Below are 14,667 nucleotides of genomic sequence, written 5' to 3'. Positions count from 1 at the left end.
CACACACTGCAGGCATGAGCGACCTTTCCAATCTGTTGCTGCTGCTGGCGCTGGGTGCCATCGTGGGGCTGTGGCTGAAGCTCAGCGTGGCGCGCGAACGCGCTGTGCAGGAGGCACGCCAGCAATGCCAGCGGCACGGACTGCAACTGCTCGACGAAACCGTCGGCCTGCGCGGTGTGCGCCTGCGCCGCGTCAACGGCCTGCGCATGATCGAGCGCTGCTACGGCTTCGAGGTCAGCATCGACGGCCACGACCGCGAGCCGGGCCGGCTGTGGATGATCGGCAACGCGCTGAGCAGCCTGAGCCTGCCTACCATCGAGTTGCTGCCGCACGAGGAAGCCGCTGCGCGAGCCCTGCCCGCGCCAACCGGCAACGTCGTGCGCTTGCGTCCTCGCCCGCGCACGGACGACCGGCTGAACTGAAACCCGGGGGATGCGCGCCACACTGTCGCAGCGCGCGCCAGCTGCCTACTTGACCACCCGCAGGTGCGGCGCGCTGCGCTTCGGCTTGTCGCCGCCATCGTCCCCCGGCACCGGCGTGGTGTCGTCGGGCTCGGGAGCGGACGGCGGCGTATCACCCCCCTCCTCTTCGGCCGGAAACATCATGCCCTGGCCGTTTTCCTGCGCATACAGCGCCAGCACCGCCTGCACCGGAATCTGGATAGTCTGGCTGACCCCGGAAAAGCGCGCCTGGAAGCTGATCCATTCGTTGCCCAGGTCGAGGTTAGCCACTGCACGCATGGCCAGGTTGAGCACCACCTGGCCATTCTTGACCACCTGCGGCGGCACCCGCACGCCGGCGAAACCGGCATCGACCAGGATGTACGGGGTCAGGTGGTTGTCGCTGATCCAGTCGTAGATCGCCCGCAACAGGTACGGCCGATTGGAACTCATTGGCACAATTTCATTCTTGCTCATGGGCTTGCCGCATCGCCTTTTCCTGATCGGTCATGCTGCGCGCAAAACCCTGACTGTGGAACAACCGCTCGCCGTAATCGATGATCGGCTTGCCTTCGCGCCCCAGCTCCACGCCCAGCCACGGCAGCCGCCAGATCACCGGCGCCACCAGGCAGTCAGCCAGGCTCATTTCGGGGTTGAGGAAGAATTTGGCGGCCTTGAACAGCGGCACCGCAGACAACAGGTGCTCGCGCAGGCGTTTGCGCGCCGCGTCCGCCGGCCGGCCGCCAGCGCGGATGGTGTCCACTTCGGTCAGCCAGTCCTTCTCGATGCGCACCCCGGCCACCCGCAGGCGCGCCCGTGACTGCGGATCGATCGGCATCAGCGGCGGATGCGGATAACGCTCGTCGAGGTATTCGCAAACCACCGAGGTGTCGAACAGGGTCAGGTCGCGATCCACCAGCGTCGGCGTGCTGGCATAGGGATTGAGGTCGATCAGGTCCTCCGGCGGCCTGGCCGGATCCACCAGGACACGTTCGTAGCTGACGCCCTTGGCGGCCAGCACCAGTCGTGCACGATGGCATTGCACGTCATCGGCGGTGGTGTAGAGCGTCAATACGGTTCGCGAGCGAGCGCTTGGGACCATGCGCCATTCCCCCTCGGTGAGACGACTGCGGCGGCTCGTGGCCGCCGCAGTCGGATAATGCCATCCAGGCTGCTCAGTGGACGTCCTTCCAGTATTCCTTCTTCAGCATGGCGGCCAGCAAGGTGAAGAACGCCAGGAACAGCAGCACCCAGATGCCGTAATGATGGCGCTGCAGGGCAGCCGGCTCGGATGCGTATTCCAGGAAGGTCGTCAGGTCGCGAGTCGCCTGCTGGAACTGCGCCGGGGTCAGCTTGCCCGGTTGCGTCAGCACCAGCTTCTCCACCGCCGGATCCTCACCGGCCTTCGCCGGCTTCATCTCCGCGGTCTGCAGGCCCTGCAGTTCCCACAGCGGGAACGGCATCGACGCGTTCGGGAACACCGTGTTGTTCCAGCCCACCGGACGGCTCGGGTCCAGGTAGAACGAGTTGAGGTAGGCGTAGACCCAGTCGGCACCCTTGGCGCGCACTTCCAGCGACAGGTCCGGCGGAGCCTTGCCGAACCACTTGGCGGCGTCGGCCTCCGGCATGTGCGAAACCACGGTCTCACCGAACTTGGCGCCGGTGAAGTTGAGGTTCTGCATCACGTCCTGCTCGGACAGGCCCAGGTCCGTGGCAATCCGCTCGTAACGCATGTACTTGAGCGAGTGGCAACCGACGCAGTAGTTGAAGAACAGCTTGGCGCCGCGCTGCAGCGAAGCCTGGTCCTGCACGTTGGTGCCGGCATGCGGCAACCCGCCGCCTTCCGCCGCCTGCGCCGGCACGCTGCCGACGATCAGGCCGAACGCCAGCGCTACCGGGAAGATGTATCGCTTCATTAGCCGCTGCCGCTTAGTCATGCGTCGTCACCCGTTCCGGAACCGGCTTGGTCTTTTCCCAGCCGAAGTATGTATAGGCCCAAAGGAATGCGAAGAACCCGAAGTAGATCGCCGTCATCACGCGGCCGAACAGGTTCTCCCAGAACGTCACGTCGATGTCACCAAACCAGACCGGCATCACCTCGGCGGTGATGCCCGCGCCCACCGCACCGAGCATGAAGAACGACAGCACGAACAGGCCCAGTCCTACCTTGAAACCAGTGCCGCGATAACGGATCGACTTGACCTTGCCACGATCCAGCCACGGCATCGCGAACAGCACGCCGATCGAGCCGAACATCGCGATCACGCCCCACACGGCCGAGCCGAGGAACGACGGGATCATGCGCACGATCGCGTAGAACGGGGTGAAGTACCACACCGGCTTGATGTGCGACGGCGTGGCCAGGTTGTTCGCCGGGATGAAGTTGTCATGCTCCAGGAACCAGCCGCCGAAGGTCGGCGCGAAGAAGATGATGAACGCGGCGATCAGCAGGAACGCACCCACGCCGACCAGGTCCTTCACCGTGTAGTACGGGTGGAACGGGATGCCGTCGGCCGGCTTCAGCGCGTCCCAGCGGTTGCCCTTGGGACCCTTCTTGATCTCCACGCCGTCCGGGTTGTTCGAGCCCACCTCGTGCAGCGCGGCGATGTGCAGCACCACCAGCAGCAGCAGCACGAGCGGCAGCGCGATCACGTGCAGTGCGAAGAAGCGGTTCAGCGTGGCGTCGGCGGGCAGGAAGTCGCCCATGATCCACTCCACCAGCGTGCTGCCGATGTAGGGGATGGTGCCGAACAGCGAGATGATCACCTTGGCGCCCCAGAACGACATGTTGCCCCATGGCAGCACGTAGCCCATGAAGGCCTCGGCCATCAGCGCCAGGAAGATCAGCATGCCGAGCAGCCACACCAGCTCGCGCGGCTTCTTGTACGAGCCGTACATGATGCCGCGGAACATGTGCAGGAACACCACCACGAAGAACAGCGAGGCGCCGGTGGAGTGCATGTAGCGGATCAGCCAGCCCCACTCCACGTCACGCATGATGTATTCGACCGAGGCGAAGGCTCCCGCCGCACTCGGGTTGTAGTTCATGGTGAGGAAGATGCCGGTGACGATCTGGTTGACCAGCACCAGCAGCGCCAGCGAACCGAAGTAGTACCAGAGGTTGAAGTTCTTCGGCGCGTAGTACTCGGTCATGTGCGCGCGGTACATCGGCATCATGCCGGGCGCACGTTCGTTGACCCAGTCGCCGATGCTCGTGAATACGTTGGCCATTAGCCAGCCTCCTTCGGATCCACGCCAATCTGGATGGTGCTGTCGTCGATGAAGTGGTACGGCGGCACCGGCAGGTTCTTCGGCGCCGGAACGCCCTGGAACACGCGACCGGCCAGGTCGTAGCGCGACTTGTGGCAGGGGCAGTAGAAGCCACCCTTCCAGTCCGGGTCGAACGGCTCGGGCTTGATCTCCGGCACGAAGTCGGGCACGCAGCCAAGGTGCGTGCAGATGCCCACGATCACCAGCCATTCCGGCTTGATCGAGCGGGCCTCGTTCTGTGCGTATTTCGGCTGCTGGCTGGCGGAGGCGCCATCGGACTTGGGGTCCACCAGGCGCGAGTCGACCATCGGCAACGTATCAAGCTGTGCCTTGGTGCGGTTGAGCACGAACACCGGCAGGCTGCGCCACGACACGGTGAGCATCTGCCCCGCCTCGATCTTGGCCAGCGACTGGGTGACCGGAGCGCCAGCGGCCTTGGCGCGCGCGCTGGGTTCCCACGACTTGATGAAGGGCACAGCCGCCGACACGATTCCGATGCCACCAACCACCGCGGTGGTTGCTGTCAGAAAACGGCGGCGGCCATGATCGACGACTTCGTTCGCCATCAGGCTCTCCGGTACTTGCAATGTCATGCCAGGTGGGGTTTGGGACCCCGCAAAAATCGCGTTAGTGTAGCGTCAGGCCCCGCCCCGTACAATAAACCGCATCGCGGCGAAGTCCAGCCGCCGCAACACTCGCCACGATCGCCGGGACCTTTCCTTTCGACATGAAACATGCCGCCGGCACGCTCCTCTTCATTGCACGCTTCGCCATCCTCGGCCTGGCCGTGGCCTTCGTGGTCGGCCTGTTCTGGCCCGGCAGCGGCGAACATCTGCGCGAACGCTTCGGCCTGGGCGCGCCGGCGCCGTCCGCCGCCCCGGCCAACCCGCCCCATCCAGGCAGTGGGCCAGTCTCGTACGCCGACGCCGTGGCCGCCGCGGCGCCCTCAGTGGTCAACATCTACGCCAACAAGATCGTCACCGAGCAGGCCGTGCGGATGTACGACAACCCGGTGCTGCAGCAATTGTTCGGCGGCCAGCCCACCACCTTCCAGCACCGCGAGCAGACCCTTGGCTCCGGCGTCATCGTCAGCGCGCAGGGCCAGGGCTACGTGCTGACCAACAACCACGTGATCGCACACGCCGCCGACATCCAGGTGCTGCTGTACGACGGCCGCATCGCCAAGGCCAGCCTGGTCGGCGCAGACGAGGAATCCGACCTGGCGGTGCTGAAGATCGACGCCAGCAACCTGCCGGTGATCCGCATCGCCGGGCAGCCGCTGCGGCCCGGCGACGTGGTGCTGGCGATCGGCAACCCGCTCGGCCTCAACCAGACCGTGACGATGGGCATCGTCAGCGCGATCGGCCGCCAGTTGAACAGTTCCAGCGCGGAGGATTTCATCCAGACCGACGCGGCAATCAACCTGGGCAATTCCGGCGGCGCGCTGGTCAACGCCGAGGGCGAACTGGTCGGCATCAACACCTTGCTGATCGGCAAGGCCGCCGGTGCCGAGGGCATCGGCTTCGCGATCCCGGTGACCACGGCCAAGAAGGTGCTGGACCAGATCATCGCCACTGGCCACGTGGTGCGCGGCTGGCTCGGCGCCGACTACGCGTTCGTGCCGGTGGCCGCCAACAGCGGCCTGCCCGCGGCGGCGCGCGGCGCCCAGGTGACGGCCGTCTATCCCGGCAGCCCGGCCGCGCTGGCCGGCATCCGCCCGCGCGACATCCTGCTGCGCATCGGCACCGACGACATCCTCGACCCGGCCGACCTGCGCCGGCGCGAGGCGGCGATCAAGCCCGGCAGCACGGTGACGGTTTCCGGCCTGCGCAACGGCACCCCGTTCCACCTCGAAGTCACGCTCGTCCAGCGCCCGGCCATGAGCGCCGGCAGCATGCCGGACAGCTGACGGCTCAGCCCGGTCCGCGCGACGCCAGCGGCGGATGGATCGCCGCACCGTAGCGCTTGCGCAAGGTATCCACCCGCTCCACGTAGACCTGGGTCTCGGCATACGGCGGCACGCCCTTGTAGCGCTGCACCGCACCGGGGCCGGCGTTGTAGGCGGCGGCGGCCAGCCGTTCATTGCCGTCGAAGTCGCGCAGCAGCAGGCCCAGGTAGCGCGCCCCGCCACGGATGTTCTGGTCGGAATTGAACGCGTCCAGCACGCCCATATCGCTGGCCGTGCCCGGCATCAGCTGCATCAGCCCCTGCGCGCCCTTGAGCGACAGAGCGCGTGGATTGAACGCGCTCTCGGCGTGGATGATCGCGCGCAGGAACGCCTCGTCGACGCCGTACTCCACACTGGCGGCGCGAATCGCGTCCGCATATGCGGTGAGGTTGAGCGACACGCTGCCCCAGCGGATCGTCGAATGCAGGTTGCATGCGGCGCAAGTGGCGATATAGGTGAACAGCATGGTCACCGCGCGTCCCTTGCCGCCGGCCGGCGCCAGGTTGGTGTACTCCACGCTGCCGTCCGCGCGCACGATGCGGTACACCGCGCCGCGCAGGATCCGGTCTGCCGGGTTGTCCGCCGCCGGTGCGGCTGCGGCAACCGCCGGCGATTCGCGATAGTTCCACTGGCCCGGCTTGCCGGAGGCCGCCGAAGGCAGCTTCGCGCTGGTCGCGGCCGAACCCTGCACCGCGGCCAGCGAGGTCTGCTCCGCCTGGACCTCGCCGATGCGCCGCGCGCTGGTCTCGACCGTGCCGCGCACGCCGGTCAGCGAGATCGCTTCGGTACCGTCCGTCACCAGGCGGCGCGCCGTGGTTGCAGCCGAGCCGTCCACCCGGCCCAGCGACGCCCGGGGCGGCGCCCGACGCCGCGGCGAGGGTGCGGCATAGCTGCTGATCGCCTTGCAGCCGTGATAGCCGGCCTTGCTGCTGCTGAATACCGCCTCGCCGCTGGTGCCGGTGCACTGGTACAGCACGCCGGCCCGTGCCGCCGGCCACCACAGCAGGGCGCAGCCGAACGCGACCCCGCAAAGGATCGAGCGTAGTGGGAAGCCCCCGGCAGGCCGATCGGCGCTTCCCCCTTGGCTTGCGACGCCGAACATGGGGCGCAGTGTGCCGCCACGCGCCGTCAACGCCAAGTGCGCACTTCTCATTCCATGGCCTTGGCAGAGCGGGCGCTGCCCGCCGGTTCGTGCGACACGGCCAGTCGAGGGTGGCGGGCGGCGCCCGCCCGGCAAAGCCTGCAAGTGCTTGATCTGGCAGGAGCACCCGCACGAGGGTAAACTGCGCGGTTCGGCGAATGACCCGTTCTGCCTCACGAAACCACGGTACCCACGCGCATGAGCGGCAAGCTTTTCATCAAGACCCACGGCTGCCAGATGAACGAGTACGACTCGGCCAAGATGGCCGACGTGCTGAAGGCCTCGCACGGCCTGGAGCTGACCCAGGACGAGTCCGAGGCGGACGTGATCCTGATCAACACCTGCTCGATCCGCGAGAAGGCGCAGGAGAAGGTGTTCAGCCAGCTCGGCCGCTGGAAGCAGCACAAGCAGGACGGCAAGCCGGTGCTGATCGGCGTCGGCGGCTGCGTGGCGTCGCAGGAAGGCGCGGCGATCGTCAAGCGCGCGCCCTACGTCGACTTGGTATTCGGCCCGCAAACCCTACACCGCCTGCCCGAGCTGATCGAGGCGCAGCGCGCCACCGGCAAGCCGCAGGTGGACATCAGCTTCCCCGAGATCGAGAAGTTCGACTGCCTGCCGGAGCCACGCGCGGAAGGCCCGACCGCCTTCGTCTCGATCATGGAAGGCTGCTCGAAATACTGCAGCTACTGCGTGGTGCCGTACACCCGCGGCACCGAGATCAGCCGCCCATTCGATGACGTGCTGGTGGAGGTGGCCAAGCTCGCCGCGCAGGGCGTGCGCGAGGTCAACCTGCTCGGCCAGAACGTCAACGCCTATCGCGGCCCCACCTTCGATGGTGGCGTCGCCGACCTCGCCGTGCTGATCCATGCGATCGCGCAGATCGACGGCATCGGCCGCATCCGTTTCACCACCTCGCATCCGCTGGAATTTTCTGATTCGCTGATCGAGGCCTACGCCAGCGTGCCGCAGCTGGCCAACTACCTGCACCTGCCGGTGCAGGCCGGCTCCGACCGCATCCTTTCCGCGATGAAGCGCGGCTACACCTCGCTGGAGTTCAAGCAGAAGATCCGCAAGCTGCGCGCGGTGCGGCCGGACATCTGCGTGTCGACCGACATCATCGTGGGCTTCCCCGGCGAGACCGACCAAGACTTCGAGAAAACCATGAAGCTGGTCGACGATGTCGGCTTCGACCAGAGCTTCACCTTCATCTTCTCCTCGCGCCCCGGCACGCCGGCAGCAGGTCTGGCCGACGACACGCCGATGGCGGTCAAGCACGAGCGCCTCGCGCGCCTGCAGGCCGCCATCAACGCGAACGCGAAAAAGATCAACGAAGCGATGGTCGGGTCCGTGCAGCGCGTGCTGGTGGAAAAGCCCAGCACGCGCAACCCGAACGAACTCAGCGGCCGCACCGAGAACATGCGCTACGTGAACTTCGCCGGCAACGCCCGTCTGATCGGCCAGTTCGTCGACGTGGTGATCACCGACGCGATGGCCAATTCCTTGCGCGGGCGGATGAAGCTGGCTGACGAAGTCGCTGCCTGATGGTGGCAACTTCCTCCCCGGTTGCAGGGGGAGGAGAAACGCGTGCCCCGCTGTGCCCCCTGCGTGCAGGGAAAGTTGGGGCGGGGCCGCCCTTCGCTCAATCCAGCCGCTTGCGGAAGCGCAAGATCGCCAGCGCCATCATCGCCAGCGTGAACACCACCAGCGCCAGCACGTCGAGCCACATTTCCCACAAGCCCGCGCCGCGCAGCATCACGCCACGGATCAGGCGCAGGAAATGGGTCAGCGGCAAGACCTCGGCGAGCCACTGCACCAGCTTCGGCATGCCGGCGAACGGGAACATGAAGCCCGACAGCAGGATCGATGGCAGGAACACGAAGAAGGTCATCTGCATCGCCTGGAACTGCGACTGCGCGCGCGTGGAAATCAGCAGGCCCAATGCAAGGTTGGCGAGGATCAGCAGGCCCGAGGCCAGGTACACGTCGAGCACGCTGCCGAGGATCGGCACCGCGAACAGCCACCTGCCGAGCACCAGGATCACGCTGGTCTGCACCAGGCCGATCGCCACGTACGGCAGCACCTTGCCGATCATCAGCTCCGAGCTGGTCAGCGGCGTGGCGATCAGCAGCTCCATGTTGCCGCGCTCGCGTTCGCGCACGATCGCGATGGCGGTGAACAGCACCATCGTCATGGTCATGATCACCCCGATCAGGCCGGGCACGATGTTGACCGCCGAGCGCCGCTGCGGGTTGTAGAAGGCGACCACGCTGATCCGCCCGCTGGCCGGCGTGCTGGTCAGCGGTGCGCGGGTGTCGGGTGCGGCGCTGTCGATCGGTACCTGCATCAATTGCGCGGCGGCGGCCTGCACCGACGTGTCGCTGCCGTCGACCAGGATCTGCGCCACCGCGCGGCCGTCGATGCGGCGGCGCTCGAAATCCGGCGGCACCACGATGCCGATGCCGACCTGCCCGCGGCGGATCATCGCCATCAGCTCCTGCGGCGTGTCCACCCGCGCCACCGGCGCCACCACGCCGGTGGCCAGCATGTCCATCACCAGCGCGCGCGAACCGGCGGTGTTGGCCTGGTCGACGATGCCGGCGTCGAGCCCGCGCAGGTTGGTGTTGATTGCATAGCCGAACAGCACCAGCTGGATCACCGGGATGCCCACCACCATCGCCAGCGTGATGCGGTCACGGCGCAGCTGGCGCAGCTCCTTGACCACGATCGCCCACAGCCGCCGCCCGTTCATGCGGCGTGCTCCGCGTCGCGGCGCGTGGCAGCAACGAACACGTCTTCGAGATTCGGCGGCGTCGCCGTCAGCGCGGCCTTGTGCCCCGTCGTCGCCAGCGCCTTGTCCATCTCCGGCGTGGCGCCGTCGGCGCCGGTCAGCACGCGCAGGATGTTGCCGACCTGGGCCACCCCGAGCACGCCCGCCACGCCGGCGAGCGCGCGCTGGGCACCGCGCGGGTCATCCGTTTCGACGGTGAAGGTGCGTCCTTCCAGTTGCGCGGTCAGCTCGCGCGGCGTGCCGTCGGCGACCAGTGCGCCGCGGTCGAGGATGGCCAGCCGGTGGCAGCGCTCGGCCTCGTCCATCAGGTGGGTGGAGACCAGCAGTGTGGTGCCGGCATCGGCCAGCTCGAAGAGCTTTTCCCAGAAGTCGCGGCGCGATTCCGGATCGACCGCGCTGGTCGGTTCGTCGAGGAACAGCAGCTGTGGCTCGTGCAGCACCGCACAGGCCAGCGCCAGGCGCTGCTTCTGGCCGCCGCTCATGGTGCCGGCCAGTTGCCGCTGGCGATCGCCGAAGTGGTATTGCTCGATCAGCTCGTCGACGCGGCGTCTCGTCTTCGCCTTCGGCACGCCCTGGATCGCGGCGAGGAACTCCAGGTTCTCGCGCACGCCGAGGTCCTCGAACAGCGAGAACTTCTGCGTCATGTAGCCGATGCGCGAGCGCAGTTCGTCGGCCTGCGCCGGAATCTTCAGGCCGAGCACCTCGATCTCGCCCTCGCTCGGCGTCAGCAGCCCGCACAGCATGCGGATGGTGGTGGACTTGCCCGAGCCGTTCGGGCCGAGGAAGCCGTAGACGCGCTGCGATGGCACGTCGAGATCGACGTGATCGACCGCCACCAGTTTGCCGAAGCGCCGGGTCAGGCCACGCGCGCGGATCGCCACGCCGTCGGCGTCGGCATTCATTTCGCCGGCCCGCGGAACTCGACGCGCACCGGCAGGCCGGCGGGCAGTTCCGCCGCATCCGCGCCCAGCGCGACTTCGGCCAGATAGCTCAGCCGTGCCGCGTCGTCGCCGATCAGTGCGTAGTACGGGGTGAAGTCCGGTTCGCTGCGGATCATACGCAGCTTGCCGGCATAGGATTTTTCGCGGCCGGCCACGAACACGTCGATGGCGTCGCCGACGTGCATGCCTGCGCGCTGCTGCACCGGCACGTAGATGCGCGCATACGGCGCGTCGCCGGCCAGCAGGATCGCCAGTGGCGCGCCGACCGGCGCCTGGTCACCCAGCCGGTACGGCAGGCTGTCGATGCGGCCGGCGCGCGGCGCCACAAGCGACAGCTTGCCCAGCAGCACCTGCTGCGCATCGACTTGCGCCTGCGCCGCCGCAACGGCGGCCTGCGCCTGCGCGAGCTGCTCCGGGCGGGTGCCGTGCAGCAGTTCGTCCAGCGCCGCCTGCGCCGCCGCCGCCTGGCCATCCGCATTGCCCGCCGCGGCGCGGGCGCGATCGAGATCGGCCGCGGCCACGTAACCGTTGCCCTTCAGCGGCGCCAGCCGTGCGTAATAAGCCCGCGCCTCGCGCGCCTGCGCCTGGGCCGCCACCAGGTTCGCGCGGGCCTTGGCGATGTCCTCGCGGCGCGGCCCGGTTTCCAGCTCGGCCAACAGCTCGCGTTGCTGTTGTAGTTGGGCTTCGGCCGCCGCGAGCTGGGCGCGGGTATGCGCGGGGTCCAGTTGCAGCAGCGGCTGACCGACCTTGACCTGCTCGCCCTCGCGCACGTCGACCGCCACGATGCGCTCGGCGGCTGGCGCCGGCAACGTGATGCGATCGAACTCGAGCGTGCCCAGCGCCTGCGGCACCTGCTTGCCGCAACCGGCGGGAACGGCGAGCACCAGCGCCGTCAGCGACTGGCAGATCACGGTCGTGAATTTCATGCGGGTTCTCCACGTTTCGTCGTGCCAACGCCCTGCCCCAGCAAGGCCAGCGTGTGTTCGAGCATGATCCCGGGCCCCAGTGCCTCGGCCGCGAATGCGCGTCGCCAGATCGGCGCGCCGGCGGCAGGGAACAGGGTCAGGCCGACCAGCGAAACGACCAGCAGGCGCGGGTCCAGCGCCGCGTTCAGCCGTCCATTTGCCTGCGCCGCGGCGAAGCGTTGCGCCAGCAACTGCGGTACACCCGGCACGGCCCGGTCGAACAGCACTTCGCGCAACGCGCCGCCTTCGCACAGCACTTCGCGCACCCACAGCGGCGGCAGCCAGGGATGGCCGGCCACGATCTCGCTGATGCCGCGCACGAAGGCTTCGGTCAGTGCGACCGGGTCACTGTCGGCATGCTCCAGCTGCGCGCGCAGCGGCGCCAGCGCCGGCAGCAGGCGCTCGTCGATCACGGCATGCAGCAGCCGCGCCTTGTCGCCGAAGTAGTAATGCAGCATCGCCGGGGTGACGCCCGCTTCGGTGGCGATCGCCCGCAACGGGGTGGCGGCGATGCCCGTGCGCGCGAACTGCGCGAGCGCCGCATCCAGCAGACGCCGGCGCAGGTCCTGTTCGTCGCCGCGGGGGCGTCCGGCCCGGCGCGCCGGTTTTGCACGTTTGCCTGAGGTAGCCATGCATTAAAATTAATTCATCATTTAATTATTTGCAAGCTACTCGCTGGCAGCGGCCCCCGGCATGGCCCTTCCAGCGCCGCCGCGCTACTCTCGCGCCCCTATGAGCGAACTCAACCAGCGCGACTTCACCCTCGATCCCGACGACAACGCCCGCCTCGCCAACCTGTGCGGGCCATTCGACGAGCACCTGCGCCAGGTTGAGCTGCGCCTGGGCGTGGAGATCAACCACCGCGGCAGCATCTTCCAGGTGATCGGCGAGAACGATCCCGCCAGGGCCGCCGAGAAAGTGCTGCGTGCGCTGTACGCCAACACCGCCGACGAGGCACTGACCGGCGCCAAGATCAACCTGCAGCTGGCCGAATCGGGCGTCGACGCGATCGCCGAGGCGGATGCCGGGGAAGCCCAGGAAGTCGTCATCAAGGTCAAGCGCGGCGTGATCAAGGGCCGCGGCCCGAACCAGGCGCGCTACTTGCACGCGATCGCCAGCCACGACATCAACTTCGGCGTGGGCCCGGCCGGCACCGGCAAGACTTATCTCGCCGTGGCCAGCGCGGTCGAGGCGCTGGAGGCGAACCGGGTGCAGCGGCTGATCCTGGTGCGCCCCGCGGTCGAAGCCGGCGAGAAGCTGGGCTTCCTGCCCGGCGACCTGTCGCAGAAAGTCGACCCCTACCTGCGCCCGCTGTACGACGCGCTGTACGAGATGCTCGGCTTCGAGAAGGTGGCCAAGCTGATCGAGCGCAACGTGATCGAGATCGCTCCGCTGGCCTACATGCGCGGGCGCACCTTGAACGACTCCTACGTGATCCTCGACGAGGCGCAGAACACCACGGTCGAGCAGATGAAGATGTTCCTGACCCGCATCGGCTTCGGCACCGTGGCGGTGATCACCGGCGACGTCACCCAGGTCGACCTGCCGCGCAACACGCGCTCGGGCCTGCGCCAGGCGGTCGAGGTGCTGCGCGGCGTGGGCGGCATCAGCTTCACCTTCTTCACCTCGCGCGACGTGGTGCGCCACCCGCTGGTGGCAAAGATCGTGCGGGCGTACGAGGCGTTCGAGCAGAAGGCCGAGGACGGCGAATGAGCGCGCTGGTGACGCTCGCCGTCGGCTACGCCGTGCCGCGCGCCGGCCTGCCCGCACCGGCCAGCTTCCGTCGCTGGGTTGAAGCCGCCCTGCGTGGCGCGAAGCGGCGCAAGAGCACCGAACTGGCCATACGCATCGTCGACGCCGACGAGGGCCGCGCGCTCAATCGCGACTACCGAGGCAAGGACTACGCCACCAACGTGCTGTCGTTCCCCGCCGAACTGCCACTCGGAGTGACATTGCCGCTGATCGGCGACCTGGCGATCTGCGCGCCGGTGGTCCTGCGCGAAGCGGCCGAACAGGGCAAGTCCGCGCGCGACCACTGGGCCCACCTCACCATCCACGGCGTGCTGCACCTGCTTGGCCACGACCATGTCGAGGACGCTGAGGCCGAGCAGATGGAGGCATTGGAAACGCGCATCCTGGCCGGGCTCGGCATCGCCGATCCTTACGCCTGACATGCTTTGCCCCCTCCCCTGCGCGCAGGGAGAGGAGCAAAGCCACCACGCTTGTGCCCTGAACCGTCACGTTTTTTCCGCTAGAATCGGTCTTCCGCCCGGTTTCGGGCAGAATCCCAACGAGTAATGAGCGACGACCCCGGCAGTACCAGCGGCCCGGCCCACCGAACCTGGTGGGATCGACTGGGCCACATGTTTTCCGGCGAACCGCGCAACCGCGATGAACTGATCGAGGAACTGCGCTCCGCCCAGACCAACGGACTGCTGTCCGTCGACACCCTCACCATGGTCGAGGGTGCGATCAAGGTCACCGAACTGAGCGTGGACGACGTGATGGTGCCGCGCGCGCAGATCGTGATGCTGCCGGCTGACTCGCCACTGCCCGACATCCTCGCCGCCGTGGTCGAATCCGGCCACTCGCGCTTCCCCGTGCACGGCGAGGACAAGGACGAGATCCTCGGCATCCTGCTGGCCAAGGACCTGTTGAAGTACTTCGGTGCCGTCGAACACTTCGACATCCGCGCGATCATGCGCCCGGCCGTGCTGATCCCCGAGTCGATGCGGTTGAACGTGCTGCTGGAAGAGTTCCGCCTGACCCGCAACCACATGGCGCTGGTGGTCAACGAATACGGCGGCGTCGCCGGCCTGGTGACCATCGAGGACGTGCTGGAGCAGATCGTCGGCGAGATCGACGACGAGCACGACGACGAGGAAGCACCCAAGCTGATGCACGAGCAGCCCGGCGGCGACTGGCTGGTCAGCGCGCTGACCCCGATCGAGGACTTCAACGAGCAGACCGGCGCCGATTTCCCCGACGAGGAATACGACACCGTCGGCGGCATGGTCACGGCCGAGTTCGGCCACCTGCCCGAAGTCGGCGAGGAAGTCGCCATCGGCGACTACCTGTTCCACGTCACCGAAGCCGACGACCGCCGCGTGCAGGCATTCCGTGTGATACGGCAATAGACCCTGCCGCACTCGCAACGCAGGGCGGGCTATACCT

Annotated in this window: 16 protein-coding genes; 6 read left to right on the top strand and 10 right to left on the bottom strand. The window is 67.5% G+C overall.

Translation table 11 applies throughout. From position 1 onward, the window contains the following. Positions 1-14 precede the first annotated feature (14 nt). Positions 15-422 carry a DUF3301 domain-containing protein gene (locus IMW82_RS17510; protein WP_211005501.1) on the top strand — a complete coding sequence of 136 codons (408 nt, stop codon included), beginning with the start codon at positions 15-17 and terminating at the stop codon, positions 420-422. A 45-nt stretch (positions 423-467) separates the two neighbouring features. Here the strand turns inward: IMW82_RS17510 and IMW82_RS17505 are convergent, their stop codons facing one another. The 5 genes from IMW82_RS17505 to petA all read right to left on the bottom strand — a co-directional run bounded on the left by IMW82_RS17505 (position 468) and on the right by petA (position 4,276). Next, positions 468-893, bottom strand: coding sequence for a ClpXP protease specificity-enhancing factor (locus IMW82_RS17505; RefSeq protein ID WP_244754416.1), 426 nt, complete (start codon positions 891-893; stop codon positions 468-470). Positions 894-903: 10 nt separating this feature from the next. Further along, on the bottom strand, positions 904-1,542 hold the full coding sequence (locus tag IMW82_RS17500) for a glutathione S-transferase N-terminal domain-containing protein (protein WP_211005499.1): 639 nt from the start codon (positions 1,540-1,542) through the stop codon (positions 904-906). A 73-nt stretch (positions 1,543-1,615) separates the two neighbouring features. After that, positions 1,616-2,356, bottom strand: coding sequence for a cytochrome c1 (locus tag IMW82_RS17495; protein ID WP_108471007.1), 741 nt, complete (start codon positions 2,354-2,356; stop codon positions 1,616-1,618). A gap of 13 nt (positions 2,357-2,369) precedes the next feature. Next, on the bottom strand, positions 2,370-3,671 hold the full coding sequence (locus IMW82_RS17490) for a cytochrome bc complex cytochrome b subunit (RefSeq protein ID WP_211005498.1): 1,302 nt from the start codon (positions 3,669-3,671) through the stop codon (positions 2,370-2,372). Further along, positions 3,671-4,276 carry a ubiquinol-cytochrome c reductase iron-sulfur subunit gene (gene petA, locus IMW82_RS17485; RefSeq protein ID WP_108471005.1) on the bottom strand — a complete coding sequence of 202 codons (606 nt, stop codon included), beginning with the start codon at positions 4,274-4,276 and terminating at the stop codon, positions 3,671-3,673. Before petA ends, IMW82_RS17490 begins: the two co-directional genes overlap by 1 nt. Positions 4,277-4,437: 161 nt before the next feature. On the opposite strand from petA, the gene IMW82_RS17480 reads away from it, so the two are divergent. Then, positions 4,438-5,619: a trypsin-like peptidase domain-containing protein gene (locus IMW82_RS17480; protein WP_211005497.1), complete on the top strand. Its 1,182-nt coding sequence runs from the start codon at positions 4,438-4,440 to the stop codon at positions 5,617-5,619. 4 nt (positions 5,620-5,623) lie between these two features. On the opposite strand, the gene IMW82_RS17475 is transcribed toward IMW82_RS17480, so the two are convergent. Continuing rightward, positions 5,624-6,760: a lytic transglycosylase domain-containing protein gene (locus IMW82_RS17475; protein ID WP_211005496.1), complete on the bottom strand. Its 1,137-nt coding sequence runs from the start codon at positions 6,758-6,760 to the stop codon at positions 5,624-5,626. Positions 6,761-6,997: 237 nt separating this feature from the next. Between IMW82_RS17475 and miaB the strand changes: the two genes are divergently transcribed. After that, positions 6,998-8,341: a tRNA (N6-isopentenyl adenosine(37)-C2)-methylthiotransferase MiaB gene (gene miaB, locus IMW82_RS17470; protein WP_211005495.1), complete on the top strand. Its 1,344-nt coding sequence runs from the start codon at positions 6,998-7,000 to the stop codon at positions 8,339-8,341. Between the two features lie 97 nt (positions 8,342-8,438). Here miaB and IMW82_RS17465 read toward each other — a convergent pair whose 3' ends face one another. From IMW82_RS17465 to IMW82_RS17450, 4 genes are read right to left on the bottom strand one after another with little or no spacing between them, the layout of a single operon-like run. Beyond that, the gene (locus tag IMW82_RS17465) at positions 8,439-9,548 is read right to left on the bottom strand and encodes an ABC transporter permease (RefSeq protein ID WP_211005494.1); all 1,110 of its coding nucleotides are present in this window, start codon (positions 9,546-9,548) and stop codon (positions 8,439-8,441) included. Further along, positions 9,545-10,489, bottom strand: coding sequence for an ABC transporter ATP-binding protein (locus tag IMW82_RS17460; RefSeq protein WP_211005493.1), 945 nt, complete (start codon positions 10,487-10,489; stop codon positions 9,545-9,547). The genes IMW82_RS17465 and IMW82_RS17460 overlap by 4 nt, the downstream gene beginning before the upstream one ends. Then, entirely contained in the window at positions 10,486-11,454 is a 969-nt protein-coding gene (locus IMW82_RS17455) for an HlyD family secretion protein (protein ID WP_211005492.1), read from the bottom strand. Before IMW82_RS17455 ends, IMW82_RS17460 begins: the two co-directional genes overlap by 4 nt. Beyond that, entirely contained in the window at positions 11,451-12,125 is a 675-nt protein-coding gene (locus IMW82_RS17450) for a TetR/AcrR family transcriptional regulator (RefSeq protein WP_211005491.1), read from the bottom strand. Before IMW82_RS17450 ends, IMW82_RS17455 begins: the two co-directional genes overlap by 4 nt. Before the next feature lie 100 nt (positions 12,126-12,225). Between IMW82_RS17450 and IMW82_RS17445 the strand changes: the two genes are divergently transcribed. From IMW82_RS17445 to IMW82_RS17435, 3 genes are all read left to right on the top strand, one after another. Continuing rightward, positions 12,226-13,206, top strand: coding sequence for a PhoH family protein (locus IMW82_RS17445; RefSeq protein ID WP_211005490.1), 981 nt, complete (start codon positions 12,226-12,228; stop codon positions 13,204-13,206). Next, on the top strand, positions 13,203-13,664 hold the full coding sequence (gene ybeY, locus IMW82_RS17440; RefSeq protein ID WP_211005489.1) for an rRNA maturation RNase YbeY: 462 nt from the start codon (positions 13,203-13,205) through the stop codon (positions 13,662-13,664). Before IMW82_RS17445 ends, ybeY begins: the two co-directional genes overlap by 4 nt. 126 nt (positions 13,665-13,790) lie before the next feature. Beyond that, positions 13,791-14,630 carry a transporter associated domain-containing protein gene (locus IMW82_RS17435; protein ID WP_211005488.1) on the top strand — a complete coding sequence of 280 codons (840 nt, stop codon included), beginning with the start codon at positions 13,791-13,793 and terminating at the stop codon, positions 14,628-14,630. Positions 14,631-14,667: the final 37 nt, after the last annotated feature.

Source organism: Rhodanobacter sp. B2A1Ga4 (assembly GCF_018101315.1).
GTDB classification, from domain to species: domain Bacteria; phylum Pseudomonadota; class Gammaproteobacteria; order Xanthomonadales; family Rhodanobacteraceae; genus Rhodanobacter; species Rhodanobacter thiooxydans_A.
The sequence above is the reverse complement of the archived record's forward strand: the minus strand, read 5'-3'. Positions and strand labels throughout refer to the sequence as shown.

Coding starts and splice junctions, on each gene's coding strand:
- IMW82_RS17435 (WP_211005488.1), top strand. CDS start 13,791: ATGAGCGACGACCCCGGCAGTACCAGCGGCCCGGCCCACCGAACCTGG.
- IMW82_RS17495 (WP_108471007.1), bottom strand. CDS start 2,356: ATGAAGCGATACATCTTCCCGGTAGCGCTGGCGTTCGGCCTGATCGTC.
- IMW82_RS17480 (WP_211005497.1), top strand. CDS start 4,438: ATGAAACATGCCGCCGGCACGCTCCTCTTCATTGCACGCTTCGCCATC.
- IMW82_RS17475 (WP_211005496.1), bottom strand. CDS start 6,760: ATGTTCGGCGTCGCAAGCCAAGGGGGAAGCGCCGATCGGCCTGCCGGG.
- IMW82_RS17460 (WP_211005493.1), bottom strand. CDS start 10,489: ATGAATGCCGACGCCGACGGCGTGGCGATCCGCGCGCGTGGCCTGACC.
- petA (WP_108471005.1), bottom strand. CDS start 4,276: ATGGCGAACGAAGTCGTCGATCATGGCCGCCGCCGTTTTCTGACAGCA.
- IMW82_RS17510 (WP_211005501.1), top strand. CDS start 15: ATGAGCGACCTTTCCAATCTGTTGCTGCTGCTGGCGCTGGGTGCCATC.
- ybeY (WP_211005489.1), top strand. CDS start 13,203: ATGAGCGCGCTGGTGACGCTCGCCGTCGGCTACGCCGTGCCGCGCGCC.
- IMW82_RS17450 (WP_211005491.1), bottom strand. CDS start 12,125: ATGGCTACCTCAGGCAAACGTGCAAAACCGGCGCGCCGGGCCGGACGC.
- IMW82_RS17455 (WP_211005492.1), bottom strand. CDS start 11,454: ATGAAATTCACGACCGTGATCTGCCAGTCGCTGACGGCGCTGGTGCTC.
- IMW82_RS17505 (WP_244754416.1), bottom strand. CDS start 893: ATGAGTTCCAATCGGCCGTACCTGTTGCGGGCGATCTACGACTGGATC.
- IMW82_RS17445 (WP_211005490.1), top strand. CDS start 12,226: ATGAGCGAACTCAACCAGCGCGACTTCACCCTCGATCCCGACGACAAC.
- IMW82_RS17490 (WP_211005498.1), bottom strand. CDS start 3,671: ATGGCCAACGTATTCACGAGCATCGGCGACTGGGTCAACGAACGTGCG.
- IMW82_RS17465 (WP_211005494.1), bottom strand. CDS start 9,548: ATGAACGGGCGGCGGCTGTGGGCGATCGTGGTCAAGGAGCTGCGCCAG.
- miaB (WP_211005495.1), top strand. CDS start 6,998: ATGAGCGGCAAGCTTTTCATCAAGACCCACGGCTGCCAGATGAACGAG.
- IMW82_RS17500 (WP_211005499.1), bottom strand. CDS start 1,542: ATGGTCCCAAGCGCTCGCTCGCGAACCGTATTGACGCTCTACACCACC.